This is a genomic window from Mesorhizobium sp. NZP2298 (assembly GCF_013170825.1).
In the GTDB taxonomy this organism is placed as follows: Bacteria; Pseudomonadota; Alphaproteobacteria; order Rhizobiales; family Rhizobiaceae; genus Mesorhizobium.
The window spans coordinates 2,309,889-2,325,872 of the sequence record NZ_CP033365.1 but is presented as its reverse complement, the minus strand read 5'-3'; the positions used below and the strand labels follow the sequence as shown (position 1 = coordinate 2,325,872).

Genomic DNA, 15,984 nt, shown 5'->3' with positions numbered 1-15,984 from the left:
TCACGCTCCCTGCTTGCGCAGCGCAACCACCGCGGCGGCGATAAAGCCTAGGCCGAAGAGGACGAGCACGGCGAGGTTCGGCCACAGTGCCAGGAAACCGAGTCCCTTGTCGAAGACACCGACACTGATCGGCTGATACCAGGCAGCCGGGAAGGCTAGTCCCATCAGCCGTCCACTGCCGGAAAGGGATGAGACGGGCACCAGCAGGCCGGAGAAGTTCACGGCCGGAATCATGGCGATGATCGCGGTGGCGAAGATGGCGGCGACCTGTGTTTTGACGAAGCTCGATATGAGCAGGCCGAAGCCGGTCGTCGCGAGAACATAGGCAAGCGTGCCGACAGCGAGCATCGCAAAGGATCCCTTCAGGGGCACCCCGAAGACCAGCCGCGCCAAAATCACGAGCGAAAGGAAGCTCAGAAAGGCGATCACCACGTAAGGAAGTTGCTTGCCAAGCAGGAACTCGACGCGGGTAACGGGCGTCGCCCGGAAATTGGCGATCGAGCCTGTCTCCTTTTCTTTGACGATGCCGATCGCCGTCATGATCGCCGGGATCAGCACGAGCATGAGCACGATGACGCTGGGCACGATGGCGTTCACGCTCTTGAACGCCTGATTGTAACGGAAGCGTGGCTCGATTTCGATCGGATAGGGCGAGACGGTTTTGCCGCCTTGCCGCATCGCCTCGTCTGCAACATAGCTCAGTGCGAGACCTGTGACGTAGCCCCGCGTTGTCTCGGCGCGGAAGGGCATGGCGCCATCGAGCCAGACGGCGACTTCAGGTTGGCGCTTGCGCAGGAGGTCCCGACCGAAATCCGGCGGAACCTCGACAGCGAGCTTCAGTTCACCGCTTCTCAGCCGTGCTTCCATGTCCTCCGGCGACGAGATGGATGGCCGCTCGTCGAAATAGCGTGACCCCTGGAAGCTTTCCAGCAATTGCCTGCTCTGCGCGGTTCGGTCCTGATCGAAAGCTGCGAACGGCAGACGCTCGACATCGAAGGATATGCCATAGCCGAAGGTGAGAAGCAGAATTATCGGTCCGAGGAAGGCAAAAGCCAGTCGCGCCGGGTCACGGATGATTTCGAGTGCCTCGCGCCACGCATAAGCCCACAGACGACGGGGATCAATGACCCTGGACCTGACGGGCTTTTTTGATGGGGTCGGGGCGGCGAGATTTGCGGTCCCGACTTCCTTTCCCATCCCGGCTTTCTCGAGTACCTCAATGAAGACGTCCTCAAGCGTCTGTTTCCTGCGCTGTTCCTTCAGTTCGAGCGGGCTACCAACCGCGAGCACCTTGCCGTCATGCATTAGCGAGATGCGGTCACAGCGCTCGGCCTCGTTCATAAAATGGGTGGACAGGAAGATGGTGACGCCGTCCTCCCTCGACAGGGCAATGAGGAAGCGCCAGAACCCATCACGGGCGACCGGATCGACGCCTGAGGTCGGTTCGTCCAGGATGAGGATCTCGGGTCGATGGATGACTGCGACTGCGAGTTGCAACCGCTGGCGGATGCCAAGCGGCAGACTCTCTGGCCGGCTGGCGACGACACCAGAAAGGTCAAAGCGGTTGAGCATCTCTTCGACACGGGGTTCGATTTCGTTATGCGGCATGCCGAACAGTTGCGCGTGCAGCACCAGGTTTTGCCGCACGCTCAGTTCGCCGTAGAGCGAAAAGGACTGTGACATGTAGCCGACGCGCCGGCGGGTCGCCATATCGCCTGCGTCCAGTGGCTGGCCGAACAGCGCTGCCTTGCCCTCACTGGCAGGCAGAAGGCCGGTTAACATCTTCATGGTCGTACTTTTGCCGGAACCGTTCGAGCCGAGAAAACCGAAGATCTCGCCCTTCTCGATGCGAAAGCTCACGTGATCAACCGCGGTGAAGGCACCGAAGCGGCGCGTCAGGCCTTCGGCCTCGATTGCCGGGACACCGTCGTGAACGACGCGCGGCGCAACCTTCACCGCCACATCCGCCTGTCGTACGTCTTCCGGCATCAAGGCAACAAAGGCACGCTCCAGCGTGGCCTGGCCTGTCTGTTTCCTGATTTCTGCCGGACTGCCGGTGGCGATGATGCGCCCACCGTGCATGGCGGCCAACCAGTCGAAGCGCTCCGCCTCTTCCATGTAAGCGGTGGCGACGAGGACGCTCATGGCGGGGCGGCGCTTGCGCATTCCGGCAATGAGGTCCCAGAACTGTCGTCGCGATAGGGGATCGATGCCAGTGGTCGGCTCGTCGAGGATGAGCAGATCTGGGTCATGGATAAGCGCTGAGCAAATGCCGAGCTTCTGCTTCATTCCGCCCGAGAGTTTGCCGACCGGCCGGTCACGGAATTGGGCAAGGCCCGTGGCGGCGAGAAGTTCGTCGATGCGGGCGCGGCGCTCAGCGCTGTCCTGCCCGAAAAGGCGGCCGAAAAAGTCGAGGTTTTCCGCAACACCCAGCGTCGGATAGAGATTGCTACCGAGTCCCTGCGGCATATAGGCGACGCGCGCGCAAATCGAACGTCGTTGGTTTGCATCGACAATGTCGCCGCCGAGGACCTGGACATTTCCGGTCTGGACGCGGACAACGCCGGAGACAAGCCCGAGCACGGTCGACTTGCCTACCCCATCGGGCCCAATGAGGCCCGCCATGCATCCAGCTGGAATGACGAGATCGATATTGTCGAGAGCCAGGGTCTTGCCATAGCGGTGAACGACGTGATCGAGACGCGCAGCGGTCTCACTCATTGCGGCAGCTTCACGTCGAGCTCAGACGGCCAAACCGCCGTACGGCTGGTACGTACGTACGCTACGCCACGCACGCCGATCTTCACCTGCGCCTCATATTGCTTGAGCAGGCTCGAAGCGATCTGCAGTTTGACGCGGAACATCAGTTTCTCCCGTTCGTCGCTCGTTTCCACGGTCTTCGGCGTGAACTGCGCGTCCGATGCAACAAAGGAAACCGTGGCCGGGACCACATACTCGGGGGCGGGATCGAGAATTATGCGTGCGTCGTCACCGATGGCGAGACGTCCCGCTGCTTGCGCGGGCAGGAAAACGGTCATGTAGACATCCGAAAGGTCAAGAAGCGTAACGATGGGGGCGCCGGCGGCGACCACTTCGCCGGACTGCACGAGCTTGTACTCTACCCTGCCTCGCCGTGGAGCTATGAGGACCGCGTCACTAAGGGATGACTGGATCCGAGCGACCTCGGCGCGGGCGGCATCTGTCGCGGCATGTGCCTCTTCGAGGCCCGCCGCCGCGGCAGCGCCGGCGGCCTGAGTGGCAGTCAGCTGACTTCGCCGCAGGTCGAGATCCTGCCTGGTGCCATAACCACGGGCATTCAAAGTGGACGCGCGATCATATTCCTGCTGGGCAAGCACGAGTTCGCTGTCGCGCTGCGCGATCAAGGCTTCAGCTTCAGTCGCCGCCTTTTCTGAGCGTCTAACCTCCGCTTGCGCGCCGGCTAACTGCGCCTGAAGATCGGCGGTATCCATTCGCGCCACGACAGCACCGGCATCGACGGTCTGGCCCTCATCTACCAGGACTTCTGTCACACGGCCGGCAAGCTTGGCTGAAACCAGTACCTCTTCGGCCTCGATGCGGCCGTTTGTCATGGCGATGTCGTCTGGGAGTTGCTTGCCGCCCAGCCGTTCCCACAACGCTTGCAGCCTTCCGCCGAAGCTCGTTTCGTCGGTTGCCATCGCCCGCCCGCTTCCGAAGCCGATACCTGCTATCAACACGGCGGCAATGAACAGTGGTGAAGAAGAACGCATGGTACAGCTCCAGGTAACGGTTGACCTTGGGAGGCAATGATGTCCCAAGGCCGCACAATTATCGCAGCGCTCAGTCCCTGAAATTGACGTAGATCATCAGGCTGCCGATTGAACGCCTGTGTTGCTTCTTCGCTGAATGGATTCAGCCCGACTGGAATGCGACCCGAAGTCAGGGGCTTTGCTGTTCTCCAGGTACGAAGCCGTCATCCCAGCCAACTTCGTTGCCTGATCCACCAGCGGAAGGTCGTGCGCGTGAACATCCGTTGCGCCGTACTGGCGCAAGATCTCCGTCGCCCGCGCCTGTTTGAAGACGCTTGGTGTGCGGACCCACAGCAAGAGCCCTCCCCGAGCCAGATGATCAGCAAGATCATGGGCATGATGTTTCTTCAGAATGCGGGCCAGCAAAGTGCCGACTGCTCCGCCGAGCCCGCCGGCGACTGCGATGGTGACGATGGCGCCGCCCAAGGGACCGCTGCCGCCGATGATGAGGCCGGCTGTTCCAACGGCGCCGATATAGATCAGCGTTGCGATCAAGGCGCCTTGCGCATCGCCGAATGATTCTGGAGAAACATAAGCAGCCCGAGGCGTCTCGGGATCATCTTCGAGATGCTGCGACGTATGCCATGCCAGATCGGGAGTTTTCTCGATCGTCTCTTCTGAAGCCAGCAACGTGACGTCGGCATGATTGAACCCTGAGATCAGAAGCTGGTCTATGGCCTTTTGCATCTTGGCGTCGCTATCGAAGACGCCGACAATTTCCCAAGCGTCCATTCTCTCTCTCCTGTCCGGTTCACCCGCCACTTTCATGGAATGCGAGGTCCTGCGCATTGAGATGCATCAAAGTGTGACCTGCATTGTTCGCTAGATTGGTGCGAAACAGCCTTGGAGCGTGTCATGGACCTTATGGAAGCGTTGCGCACTCGTCGTGCCGTGCGTGAATTCACGCCCGATCCCGTGGATGAAAGCACGATCGAGGAATTGATCGGGGCTGCCATCCTGGCCCCGAGCGCGGTGAACCTCCAGCCTTGGGGCTTTGGCGTCGTGCGCGGAAGCGAGCGCCTGCACGCACTCTCGGCGGAAGCCAAACGCTACGTGCGGGCACATTTGCCAGCAAGTTCGCCGTTGGCAGGTCATGCAGCCGATCCGGCCTTCGAGATATTTCACGGCGCGGCAGCACTCGTCGTCATCTGCGCCGTCAACGGCGAAAGCCAGTCGTCCGAGGATTGCTGCCTGGCCGGCGAAAACTTCATGCTCGCCGCACACGCAAGAGGCCTGGGCACTTGCTGGATCGGTCTTTCGCGGGCCTGGCTGAACGAGCCAGCGATCAAAGCCGAACTCGGCATCCCGGCCGAGTGGCGACCGGTTGCGCCGATTGTCCTCGGCCACCGCCGGGCGCTTCCTTCGCCGACCCTGCGCGAGAAGGCAAAGATCGTCTGGAACCGGTGAACACCATGTCCATTCACGTCACGGTCAATGGCCAGGCACGCGACGTGGACGTGCCGCCCGGTTCTTCCCTTCTCAGCCTGCTGCGGGATGATCTCGGTCTGACCGGGGCGCATTACGGTTGCGGCCATGGCGCTTGCGGTGCCTGCTATGTGTTGGTCGACCGTAAGGCCGTCCCGGCTTGCGTGACGGTCGTCGAGCATGCCGCCGGCAAGGAGATCGTCACGATCGAGGGCCTGGCGAGGGGCGAGGTCCTCCATCCGGGTCCAGCAGGCTTTCCTCGACGAGGACGCCATGCAGTGCGGCGCCTGCACCAGCGGCATGGTCATTTCCGCTGTGGCGCTGCTGGAGCGGGTGCAGCAGGCGGCGAGTTGGACACTGCTTGAGGAACTCAAAGTGAAGGACGGTGTGGTGACAACATCCTCCTGGCGGGACTGCCCGGTCGCCACAGTCCATGATGCGCCCAACTCGATCGAGGTTGTCTTTGTCGGCGATGCCAAATTTGCCTCGACCGGTGTCGGCGAACCGGGCGCGGTGCCAACGGCAGCAGCAATCGCCAATACGGTGTTCGCCGCCACCGGCAAACGAATCCGGCGACTGCCGATCGCCGCAGCCTGACCGGTCCGAGTCACCTCATCTTGGACGGAAGCATCATCGTCTCGCCATCGACGACGAATTTTCCATAGCCGTGGTGATGGATTGTCTTGGGGTCTGTCTGCGCCGGATCGATCCACGCTTTGACCACCTCCAGCACGAAGAGATCGTATCGATTGACGAAGCGCGTATTGGTCACCTTGCACTCGAGGTTGGCGAAGCATTCCACGATCAAAGGGGCAGAGACCCATTCCGCCGGCTTTGGCGTCAGCTCGAATTCCTCGAACTTCGACACGTCGCGTCCTGAACAGTTGCCGATCTTGACGACCTTTGCGGCCAGTTGGACGGCAGGGATCGCGATGACGCATTCCTTGGTCTTGCGCAGCGCGGCGAAGCTGTAATCGCCCTCGCTGACCACGCAGGCGACCAGCGGCGGCTCGAACTCCAGCATCATGTGCCAAGACATGGTCATGACATTGGCCTTGCCGCGATCCGCGGTCGTTAGCAGGACGACCGGTCCTGGTTCGAGAAGCTGATAGACCTTCGCCAGCGGCAGATCCTGCATCATCTCCTCCTCTCAGGCCGCGGCTGGCACTGGCGGGGCGGCCGGTACAAGGTCCTTCACCGCCTGCCATGTTCGTCTCCCTTTTTCTGATGAGAGATCAATCACGCAAAACCGGGCATGCCGAAATTCAGTCATATCCGTAAGGGTATCTACTTAGGGAACCCTTCACACCGCCGGCGATGGCGTTGCAGACAGCTTCGATAAGCGGTTCACCAAGGAAAGGCTTCATCACGAATGTCACGCCTGGTAAACTCGGAGGAGTCTGGAAGAGGCTGGCGAGGAGGATGATTGGTTTGGTGAACCGAAGAAATTGCTCCGGCACAAGTTTCCAATCCTCGATGGCACACTCGTCGATGACGGCACAGACGGCTCCGCCTGCGCGCTCCGAGGCGAAAGCAGCTGTCGCATAGAAATGGCTACTGGTTTGGAAGCCCGCACTTTGCAAAGCGAATTCCAACGAGCGCCGAAAAGCCTGATCCGGCGCTGCCACAAGCACAATCTCTGATGCGGTCACATTCAGGCCTCCGCCGACCTCCGAGTCGATTTGGTCGACAATGACCGTTTCTCATGTTCGGACGAGTGACGCTTTGCTACAGATCAATGGGACAAGTCACCGTGGGAAGGTAACGCAGGCTGTAGTTCGAGCGCGGTGATTGTGGCAGGGATGTCGATGGTAACCGATTTTCAAGACGTCAGCAGCGATCGATACTAATGCCTCTGGTCGCCAAAATCCGTGGCGAGCGCCATGCGCACGAGCTCTGGAAGGCTTTTTGCCTGCATCTTTGCCATGACATTGGCTCGATGGACCTCGACGGTGCGGGGGCTGATATCAAGGTCGTAGGCGATTGACTTGTTCGGTAGGCCTGCAACGACGGCAGCGAACACTTGACGCTCGCGATCTGACAACTGCTCAAGCCGAGATTGGACGACCGAGGCATCCGCGGCACCATCATGCGTCTTGTCGAGCAGAACCGCCGCCCGTTTGATGGCATCGATCAACACCTCGTCTTCGAAGGGTTTTTCGATAAAGTCCACGGCGCCTGCTTTCATGGCAGCGACGGCCATCGATACGTCTCCATGGCCAGTGATTACGATAGACGGAACCATGGCATGTGCATCCCTCAATCTGCTTAGTAGCTCGACGCCGTCCAGGTCCGGCATCCTGAGATCCGTGACAAGACATGCCTTGCCGAGCCCAGGGGCAGCAGCCAGGAAACTCGTGGCGGAATCATGGAGGCGTACCGTGAAGCCCGTGATCGTGAGGAGAAAGGCAAGCGATTTGCGAACCGGTTCTTCATCATCGACGATGTGCACGACATAATCGTCAATTTGCATCTGCTTGCTCTTTCCCGGTTGTTGGTAGTGAGAAACGGAAGGTCGCACCCCCTTCACCGTTGCGGCTGACTGAAATGTCTCCCCCATGGGCCTGGATAATGCGCCTGGAAATGGAAAGGCCGATGCCCATGCCGCTCGCCTTGCTAGTGACGAAAGGCTGAAACAGACGGGCCGCTATGTCATCTGATATTCCCGGACCCGTATCCGCGACCTCAATGGCCACATGTCCATCCCCGTCGGACAAGGTCCGAACGATCAGCTCACGCGGGTCGCTTTCACGCATGGCCTCCATGGCGTTGCGCATCAGGTTCATCAAAACCTGCTGGATTTGCACCCGGTCGACAAGCACCATGCCGTTGTTTGCGGAAAATTCGAACACCGACCGTATGCCTCGCTCACGAGAGCCGACAAGCGCCAAGGCTCCGGCCTCTTCGATCAATCCGCGGACATTTTCACGTGTTTTTTCGGTCTCGCCGCGCGTCACAAATTCTCGCAGGTGCCGAATGATGCCCCCGGCACGCAGCGATTGCCTTGCCGTCTCCTCAAGCGCGTCTTTCATCTGTAGAGCCACGGTATCGTCCATATTCCTGAGCAGGCGCGCACACCCTTGCGTGTAATTGGCGATGGCGGCGAGCGGCTGGTTGAGCTCGTGAGCAAGTGTCGAAGCCATTTCGCCGAGTTCATTGAGACGGGCCAGCCGGGCCAGTTCCCCCTGGATTTCCTGTAGACGCGCCTCGGATTCTTCACGCTCCGTGAGGTCTCGGATAAAACCTGTGAAGAAGACTCCTTCGGGTGATTTCATCTCGCCGACAGTGAGTTTCATGGGAAAAGTCGAGCCGTCCTTTCGTCGCCCGACGACGACGCGATCGACGCCGATAATCCGCCTCTCGCCGGTCGCCAGATAGCGGTGAAGATAACCGTCATGCTCACGATGATAGGGCTCGGGCATGAGCATGTGAACGTTCTTGCCGATCGCTTCCTCCTCTGGGTAGCCAAATTGACGAACGGCCGCAGCGCTGAAGGAATTGATGATGCCATGCGCGTCGATCACCACCGTCGCGTCAGGAACAGTATCGAGAATCGAGCGAAGATGCGCTTCACGGGCCTTGAGCGCGCTTTCAGTCCTGTCCATGGCACGGCGGGCGTGATGCAGCATCTCCCCCATCCAGGCGATCACGAGACCGACAATCGTGACGACGATCAGCTGCAGCCATCTGTCTTCGCCAAACCCACTGATGTAGAGCCCGCCGGCAAGCGACAGCGCGACTGCCAGCAAGCCGGGGCCTATTCCCCCGGCGATCGAAGCCACCAGTATGACCGGAACGAAGAGGATGAACGCTGCCTGGTCGCCAAGCAATGTCTGCAGGCCAAGGCGAATGGCGAAGACGACGGCAACCAATACCGCTGCCAGAAAGTATCCCACCCTCCCCTCAAATCGTCTGGAGAAGATGATTTGAAGCAGTCGTCCGCTCATTCCAGGTATGTCTCTCGCCGGCATAGGTTCCACCAATTAAAATAGCTGGATCGCCAACACGCCTTGGCGACTGGTCTGATGCTCCGGCTGATATTGGCATCGTGAAGGATCGGAAATGGCTTCGCGAGAACCTGCACGGTAGGGGGCCAATGTTTGACCGAAGTCAACGATACGTCGGTAAACACGTGAAAGAAAGGCCGTCGAACGTTGGAAAATCAGCCGAGGGAAACGGACATGGACCGTAAGAACAAGTTCAATATCGGCTATTTCATTTTTGCCTTCCTCCTGCTCGGCCTGTTTCAGGTGTGGTTGGCATCGCGCGATGTCTCCCAACTCTCCTACAGCGATCTCATGCAGATGGTGAATCAGGGGAAGGTAGCCTCGGTGACGATCACCGAGTCCGCGATCCAGGGTCAGTTCAAGACGCCGCAAGACGGAAAAACGCTCTTCATCGCTAACAAAGTCGATCCGGTTACAGCCGAGACTTTTGAGAAAGCTGGGGTGAAGGTTTCGGGCGGCAGCGACAGCAACTGGCTGACCACGATCCTGTCATGGGTCTTGCCGGTCCTGGTGTTTTTCGGGCTCTGGATGTTCGTCTTTCGTGGATATGCTGACCGACAAGGCATGGGGGGCCTGATCAATATCGGCAAGTCAAAGGCCAAGGTCTATGTCGAGCGCAAGACCGGCGTAACCTTCAAGGATGTGGCTGGTGTCGACGAGGCCAAGGCGGAACTCCAGGAAATCGTCGCCTTCCTGAAGGACAAGGATAAGTACGGTCGTCTCGGAGCGCGTATTCCGAAAGGCATCCTGCTCGTCGGTCCGCCAGGCACCGGCAAAACGCTTATGGCGCGCGCGGTCGCGGGCGAAGCACAGGTACCTTTCTTCTCGATCTCTGGCTCGGAATTCGTCGAGATGTTCGTCGGCGTGGGTGCCGCCCGCGTGCGCGACCTCTTCCAACAGGCACGGCAGGCGGCACCCTGCATCATCTTCATCGACGAGCTCGACGCTCTCGGGCGCGCGCGCAGTCCGTTTGCCGGCTACGGCGGCGGTGACGAAAAGGAGCAGACCCTGAACCAGCTCCTGTCGGAGCTTGACGGTTTCGACCCGCGTGTCGGCATCGTGCTGCTTGCCGCGACGAATCGCCCGGAAGTTCTCGATCCGGCGCTGACCCGCGCCGGACGTTTCGATCGTCAGGTCGTTCTGGATCGACCTGACCGCAAGGGGCGTCAGGCGATCCTGAAGGTCCACATGAAGGCAATCACCGCTGCTCCGGAAGTGAATGTTGACGACATTGCCGCCATCACCCCGGGCTTCACCGGCGCGGATCTCGCCAACCTGGTCAACGAGGCGGCGATCTTCGCCACGCGGCGCAATGGCGAAAAGGTGACGATGGATGATTTCACCAATGCGGTCGAGCGCATCGTTGCCGGCTCGGAGAGAAGGGGCCGCCTGCTTCGACCGGAGGAACGCGAGCGGGTTGCCTATCACGAAATGGGTCACGCACTGGTCGCGACGAACCTGCCGAAGACCGATCCGGTGCATAAGGTATCTATCATCCCGCGCTCGATCGGCTCACTTGGCTACACGCTGCAGCGCCCAACAGACGATCGCTTCCTCATCACCACGAGCGAGTTGAAGCAACGTATGACGGCTTTGCTCGCGGGACGTGCCGCGAGGAGATCATCTATGGCGAAGTCTCGACGGGCGCGGCTGACGACCTCGCCAAGGCGACCGATGTCGCGCGCCAGATTGTGACGCGCTTCGGCATGAGTTCGGTCGGTCAGGCCGTGCTTGAGGAGCAGAAGCAGCAGTGGCTGGGGGACGGATCAGCGCTCCATCCCCGGGACTATTCGGAGGCGACCGCGCGGGAGGTCGACCTCGCCGTTCGGGAAATGCTCGATGAGGCCTATTTGGCCGCGACGGATCTGCTCGGCGCGCACATGTCGGATCTCAAAGCGGGTACCAGACTTCTCCTGGAGCACGAGACGATCACGCCGGACGATTTTCCCCCGTTGCAGCGTGGCCAAGTGCCCGTGGTCCTGTCCGGGAAGGCCAAAGTCACTCCAGTCGCGGAAGCAGTGGGGCATGGTGGCTGACGTCTCGCGGTCAGCTTCAACAAGCGAAGGCGTAACGCCTTCGCCCGAGGCAGTTCTTGTCAACCTGCCCGATCATCCCCATGCCACATTGGGGATGATGGCGGGATGGGGCGCCGGGCTGTTGGTCCTTGCTGGCCTCGTTACCTTCATCCTTCATTTCGGTGACTTCGAGACATTTCTGACGACGCTGCGTCGGGCGGATCCGCTCTGGCTTGCCGCCGCGGCGCTCTGTCAACTCGCGACCTATGGCTGTGCCGCCGGCGTATGGTGGTGCGTCCTGCGCCGGACAGGAGCTGCGCGGCCATTGACCAGCCTGCTCAGCCTGGCGCTGGTCGAGCTCTTCGCCAATCAAGCTCTTCCGAGCGGCGGGGTGAGCGGCAGCATCATGGTCATTCGCGGTCTCGTGCGGCGCGGCGTTGGATCGCCAGCGGCGATCACGGCGCTTCTGGTTGCGGGCCTCTCCTATTATACGGCCTATCTGCTGGCCGGTCTGTCCGCGTTCGTCCTGCTGTGGCATTTCGGTGATCTTAGCGGGGCATGGCTCTCGCTCTCCATCGCCTTCGTGGCGGTCGTGGTGCTGCTTGCCGGGGCGGTGCTGGCGGTGACCCGTTCGCGTGGGCGGTTCATTCCCCACGCGGTGCTGCGTTGGCAGCCAGCCATCAGGTTCTCCGCCCTGCTTCGCCAGGTTCGCCTTGATACCATTCGTGACGGCCGCGTGGTTTTCGAGGCTGTCGTCTTCCAGTGTGCGGTTTTCCTGCTCGATGCGGCGACGCTCTGGTGTGCCGGCCACGCCGTGGGTCTGGCGCTTTCCCCGGCAAGTGCCTTCATGAGCTTCGTGTTGGCTTCGGTGGTAGCCACGTTGTCGCCCATCCCGTTGGGGCTCGGCACGTTCGAAGGAACATGCGTCGGCATGCTCCACCTTCTGGGAGGCGGCCTCGAAACCAGCCTTGCAGCAACGCTCATTCTGCGCGGTTTTACGCTCTGGCTTCCGATGCTGCCGGGTCTGTGGCTGATCCGGAGGGAAATGAAGGCGATGCCGACAGGCGCCACATCACCCCAGGGAACGGCCCAAGCGTGAGGTGACCTGCGGCACCGGGACAAGCTAGTCCTTCTTGTCGAAGGCCTGATCAGGCGGTTGGAACGAGAATCCGCCGTAACGTCCCATCCTTCAGCCAGAATTGGTGATAAAGTGCCGCGCAGGCATGCAGACCGATCAGAACGATGAAGACGGGCTTGCCCCATGTATGGATATCGGCCCAAGGGTCGCCGAGATAGTAACCCAGCAGGCCGAGGACTGGCATCGCCACCAGCATTACGTAGAAGGCCGTGTGGCTTGCCTGCGCGGCGACATCCATCCAGCCACGCTGAATGGATGCCGGCGCGCCAATCGAAAGGCGGATCGCCAGCCTGATCGCCACCAGCCCCAGGATCGCCCATCCGGCCCAGTAATGCAGGTCGCCCCAGAGCTGTTCGGAAGGTGTGGGCACAGTGCCTCTCTCGATTGCGCGGACGACGAAGTTCATCGACTCCCCGAAGACCAGTTGAAAGATCACGATCGCCGCAATGATCCAATGCAGCCCGATCTGGGTTGCGGTGTATCCCTGCCTTGCCTGAATCGACATTTTCACTCTCCTGCCGTCCAATCATATTTCCAGTTGGCCAGAATTTCTCGAAAAATTCGCCATCCCGCGTTGACACGGATCAACACGAGCGGCGGGCTTTGCGGAGACACTTGTTCTGCGAGGCACGGAATAGTTCCTGCCACAACGGCGAGGTAACGAACCATGGACGACAGCACTTTGAAGCAGGACATCATCGATGAACTCGACTTCGAGCCCAGCATTGATGCGGCCGATATCGGGGTTGCTGTCGCGAGCGGCGTGGTCACGCTGACAGGCCATGTTCCGACCTATGCGCAAAAGAGCACGGTCGAGGACGTCGTTCGCCGCGTGAAAGGCGTCAAGGGCATCGCCGAGGAGATCGAGGTCCGCCCGTTTGGCACCAACCGCACGGCCGATGACGAAATCGCCAAGCGCGCCATCAACTCGATCGACTGGAATACATCCGTACCTGACGATGCCGTCCAGGTGAAAGTCCAGAAGGGCTGGGTGACGTTGACCGGTAAGGTCGAGTGGCAGTACCAGAAGATGGCTGCCGCCGATGCGATCCGCGATCTGGCTGGTGTGATCGGCGTTCAGAACGACATTTCGGTCAAGGCGCATGCTTCCGCTTTCGACGTCAAGCAGCGGATCGAGGGAGCGCTGAAGCGTAGTGCCGAGGTCGAGGCGCAGGCGATCCGGGTGAAGGTGCTCGACGGCGGCAAGGTCACGCTGGAAGGTCACGTCCATGACTGGTCCGAGCGGAGCGCTGCCTCGCGTGCTGCTTGGGCGGCACCGGGCGTCAACATGGTGGACGACCGGCTCACCATTGGCTGAAGTGCATCGGTGAGAAAGATATAGGAGGCGGTCAATCATGTCCGCCTCCTCTTCATTGCGGGACAGCGTTCATGAAGGCGATGGTGCTTACGGCGATCGGACGGCCTCTGGTGTTTATGGAGCGGCCCGATCCTGTGCCTGGGCCGGGTGACATCAGGCTCAAGGTGGAAGCCTGCGCCGTATGCCGCACCGACCTTCATGTCGTGGACGGCGATCTCGATCATCCGAAGCTGCCGCTAGTGCCAGGTCACGAGATCGTCGGCATCATCGATATGGTGGGCGAAGGCGTCGACAGGGCAAGGATCGGCCGCCGGGCCGGCATCCCATGGCTCGGCCACACGTGCGGCGAGTGTCCCTATTGTCGATCCGACGCGGAGAACCTTTGCGATCGCCCGCTTTTCACCGGCTATACGCGAGACGGCGGTTTTGCGACCCATGTCGTCGCCGATGCGGCCTTCACTTTCGATCTCGATCAGGATGCCGGTGCGGTCGCACAGGCGCCTTTGCTGTGCGCCGGCCTGATCGGTTGGCGCTCGCTGAAGAAGGCTGGGGACGGAAAGCGGATCGGCCTCTACGGCTTTGGCGCTGCCGCCCACATCATCGCGCAGGTCTGCGCCTGGCAGGGGCGCGACGTCTATGCCTTCACGCGGGCTGGCGATGTCGAGGCGCAGCATTTCGCCAAGAGCCTGGGCGCCGTATGGGTCGGGGGCTCCGACCAGATGCCTCCCGTTCCGCTCGACACCGCGATCATATTTGCGCCAGTCGGCGAACTCGTCCCGGCGGCTTTGCGTGGGGTGCGCAAGGGCGGCGTGGTGGTTTGCGGCGGAATCCACATGAGCGACATTCCCCGGATGCCATACTCGATCCTGTGGGAGGAGCGGCACCTGATGTCGGTCGCCAACCTGACACGACACGACGCCGAGGAATTTTTTCCGATTGCGAAGAAAGCCGGAGTGAAGACGTACACCACGATCTATCCGCTCGATCGTGCCAATGAGGCGCTTGCCGACCTGCGCGCCGGCCGGCTGAGCGGCGCGGCGGTGCTGGTACCGCAAGCCGATTGACATTCGCCGCCGGGACGTTTTCCCCAGCAGCGGCCTTTTCGTGTAGGCCCCCGTATCCCGGCATCTCCGAACGGCGCTGCCGCGGGGGAATCCATTTCCGTGCCACCTCGTTGACCGAGGTCAACACCGAGTTCGTTTGTGAAGCGCATGGATGAGCTGAATTTCACGACCAGCCAAGGAGACGTCGAATGAAAGCGCTCGTTTATGAAGGACCGGGGAAGAAATCCCTTGAGGAACGCCCGGTGCCTGGAATCAATGCCGCGACCGACGCGATCGTAAAGGTCACCAAGACCACGATCTGCGGTACCGACCTCCATATCCTGAAAGGCGATGTGCCCACCTGCACGCCCGGCCGCATTCTTGGCCACGAAGGCGTCGGTATCGTTGAAGAGGTTGGCGCCGGAGTGACCCAGTTCAAGAAGGGCGACCATGTCCTGATCTCCTGCATCTCGGCATGCGGCAAATGCGAATATTGCCGGAAAGGCATGTATTCCCACTGCACGACAGGCGGTTGGATACTCGGCAACACGATCGATGGCACGCAGGCCGAATATGTGCGCATCCCCCATGCAGACACCAGCCTCTACCCGATCCCGGAAGGAGCCGATGAAGAAGCTCTGGTGATGCTGAGCGACATATTGCCGACCGGCTTCGAATGCGGCGTGCTCAACGGCAAGGTGGAGCCCGGCGCGACGGTCGCCATCGTCGGTTCCGGACCGATCGGACTTGCCGCATTGCTTACGGCACAGTTCTACTCGCCGGCCGAGATCATCATGGTCGACCTCGATGAGAACCGGCTGGAGACCGCAAGGCGCTTCGGTGCCACGCAGACCGTGAAGGCGAGCGGCGAAGAGGCCAAACGGCAGGTACTTGCCCTTACCGGTGGACGTGGTGTCGATGCGGCGATCGAGGCAGTCGGAATTCCACCCACATTCGAACTGTGCCAGGAAATCGTCGCGCCCGGCGGCACGATCGCCAATATCGGCGTCCACGGCACCAAGGTGGACCTGCATCTCGAAAAACTGTGGTCACAGAACATCGCCATCACCACGCGGCTGGTGGACACCGTCACCACGCCGATGCTGCTCAAGACGGTTCGTTCAGGCAAGATCGATCCGTCGAAGCTGATCACGCACCGCTTCAAGCTCGATCAGATCCTGGATGCCTACGAAACGTTCGGAAGCGCGGCGAAGACCCATGCTCTCAAGGTCATCATCGAAGCGGCTTGA

General features: G+C 60.7%; 15 protein-coding genes and 1 pseudogene. 8 read left to right on the top strand and 8 right to left on the bottom strand.

What is annotated here, in order from left to right; all coding sequences use genetic code 11:
• The 3 genes from rbbA to EB231_RS11175 all read right to left on the bottom strand — a co-directional run bounded on the left by rbbA (position 1) and on the right by EB231_RS11175 (position 4,520).
• Complete coding sequence (gene rbbA, locus EB231_RS11185) at positions 1–2,721, bottom strand: ribosome-associated ATPase/putative transporter RbbA (RefSeq protein ID WP_172348857.1); 2,721 nt, start codon at positions 2,719–2,721, stop codon at positions 1–3.
• Positions 2,718–3,749, bottom strand: a complete 1,032-nt coding sequence (locus EB231_RS11180) for an HlyD family secretion protein (protein WP_340163206.1) — start codon at positions 3,747–3,749, stop codon at positions 2,718–2,720. The genes rbbA and EB231_RS11180 overlap by 4 nt, the downstream gene beginning before the upstream one ends.
• Before the next feature lie 96 nt (positions 3,750–3,845).
• A complete protein-coding gene (locus EB231_RS11175) occupies positions 3,846–4,520 on the bottom strand; it encodes a hypothetical protein (RefSeq protein WP_172348856.1) in 675 nt (224 codons plus the stop codon).
• Between the two features lie 132 nt (positions 4,521–4,652).
• On the opposite strand from EB231_RS11175, the gene EB231_RS11170 reads away from it, so the two are divergent.
• From EB231_RS11170 to EB231_RS11160, 3 genes are read left to right on the top strand one after another with little or no spacing between them, the layout of a single operon-like run.
• The gene (locus EB231_RS11170; protein WP_246740913.1) at positions 4,653–5,195 is read left to right on the top strand and encodes a nitroreductase family protein; all 543 of its coding nucleotides are present in this window, start codon (positions 4,653–4,655) and stop codon (positions 5,193–5,195) included.
• Between the two features lie 5 nt (positions 5,196–5,200).
• Complete coding sequence (locus EB231_RS35710) at positions 5,201–5,578, top strand: 2Fe-2S iron-sulfur cluster-binding protein (protein WP_172348854.1); 378 nt, start codon at positions 5,201–5,203, stop codon at positions 5,576–5,578.
• Positions 5,487–5,810, top strand: a complete 324-nt coding sequence (locus tag EB231_RS11160; RefSeq protein ID WP_172348853.1) for a xanthine dehydrogenase family protein molybdopterin-binding subunit — start codon at positions 5,487–5,489, stop codon at positions 5,808–5,810. Before EB231_RS35710 ends, EB231_RS11160 begins: the two co-directional genes overlap by 92 nt.
• Before the next feature lie 10 nt (positions 5,811–5,820).
• Here EB231_RS11160 and EB231_RS11155 read toward each other — a convergent pair whose 3' ends face one another.
• From EB231_RS11155 to EB231_RS11140, 4 genes are all read right to left on the bottom strand, one after another.
• Entirely contained in the window at positions 5,821–6,351 is a 531-nt protein-coding gene (locus tag EB231_RS11155) for a flavin reductase family protein (RefSeq protein ID WP_172348852.1), read from the bottom strand.
• A 127-nt stretch (positions 6,352–6,478) separates the two neighbouring features.
• Positions 6,479–6,865, bottom strand: a complete 387-nt coding sequence (locus tag EB231_RS11150) for a hypothetical protein (RefSeq protein ID WP_172348851.1) — start codon at positions 6,863–6,865, stop codon at positions 6,479–6,481.
• Between the two features lie 194 nt (positions 6,866–7,059).
• The gene (fixJ, locus tag EB231_RS11145) at positions 7,060–7,680 is read right to left on the bottom strand and encodes a response regulator FixJ (RefSeq protein ID WP_172352867.1); all 621 of its coding nucleotides are present in this window, start codon (positions 7,678–7,680) and stop codon (positions 7,060–7,062) included.
• Positions 7,676–9,160: a PAS domain-containing sensor histidine kinase gene (locus EB231_RS11140; protein WP_246740912.1), complete on the bottom strand. Its 1,485-nt coding sequence runs from the start codon at positions 9,158–9,160 to the stop codon at positions 7,676–7,678. Before EB231_RS11140 ends, fixJ begins: the two co-directional genes overlap by 5 nt.
• Positions 9,161–9,394: 234 nt before the next feature.
• Here EB231_RS11140 and ftsH point away from each other — a divergent pair.
• A pseudogene (gene ftsH, locus EB231_RS11135) lies at positions 9,395–11,256 on the top strand (ATP-dependent zinc metalloprotease FtsH).
• Positions 11,246–12,334, top strand: a complete 1,089-nt coding sequence (locus EB231_RS11130) for a lysylphosphatidylglycerol synthase transmembrane domain-containing protein (protein WP_246740911.1) — start codon at positions 11,246–11,248, stop codon at positions 12,332–12,334. The pseudogene ftsH and the gene EB231_RS11130 overlap by 11 nt, the downstream one beginning before the upstream one ends.
• Before the next feature lie 49 nt (positions 12,335–12,383).
• Here EB231_RS11130 and EB231_RS11125 read toward each other — a convergent pair whose 3' ends face one another.
• Positions 12,384–12,878, bottom strand: a complete 495-nt coding sequence (locus EB231_RS11125) for a cytochrome b (RefSeq protein WP_172348849.1) — start codon at positions 12,876–12,878, stop codon at positions 12,384–12,386.
• A gap of 162 nt (positions 12,879–13,040) precedes the next feature.
• Here EB231_RS11125 and EB231_RS11120 point away from each other — a divergent pair, with 162 nt between their 5' ends.
• The 3 genes from EB231_RS11120 to EB231_RS11110 all read left to right on the top strand — a co-directional run bounded on the left by EB231_RS11120 (position 13,041) and on the right by EB231_RS11110 (position 15,984).
• On the top strand, positions 13,041–13,691 hold the full coding sequence (locus EB231_RS11120) for a BON domain-containing protein (protein WP_172348848.1): 651 nt from the start codon (positions 13,041–13,043) through the stop codon (positions 13,689–13,691).
• Between the two features lie 71 nt (positions 13,692–13,762).
• On the top strand, positions 13,763–14,755 hold the full coding sequence (locus EB231_RS11115) for a zinc-dependent alcohol dehydrogenase family protein (protein WP_172348847.1): 993 nt from the start codon (positions 13,763–13,765) through the stop codon (positions 14,753–14,755).
• Between the two features lie 188 nt (positions 14,756–14,943).
• Positions 14,944–15,984 carry a zinc-dependent alcohol dehydrogenase family protein gene (locus tag EB231_RS11110; RefSeq protein WP_172348846.1) on the top strand — a complete coding sequence of 347 codons (1,041 nt, stop codon included), beginning with the start codon at positions 14,944–14,946 and terminating at the stop codon, positions 15,982–15,984.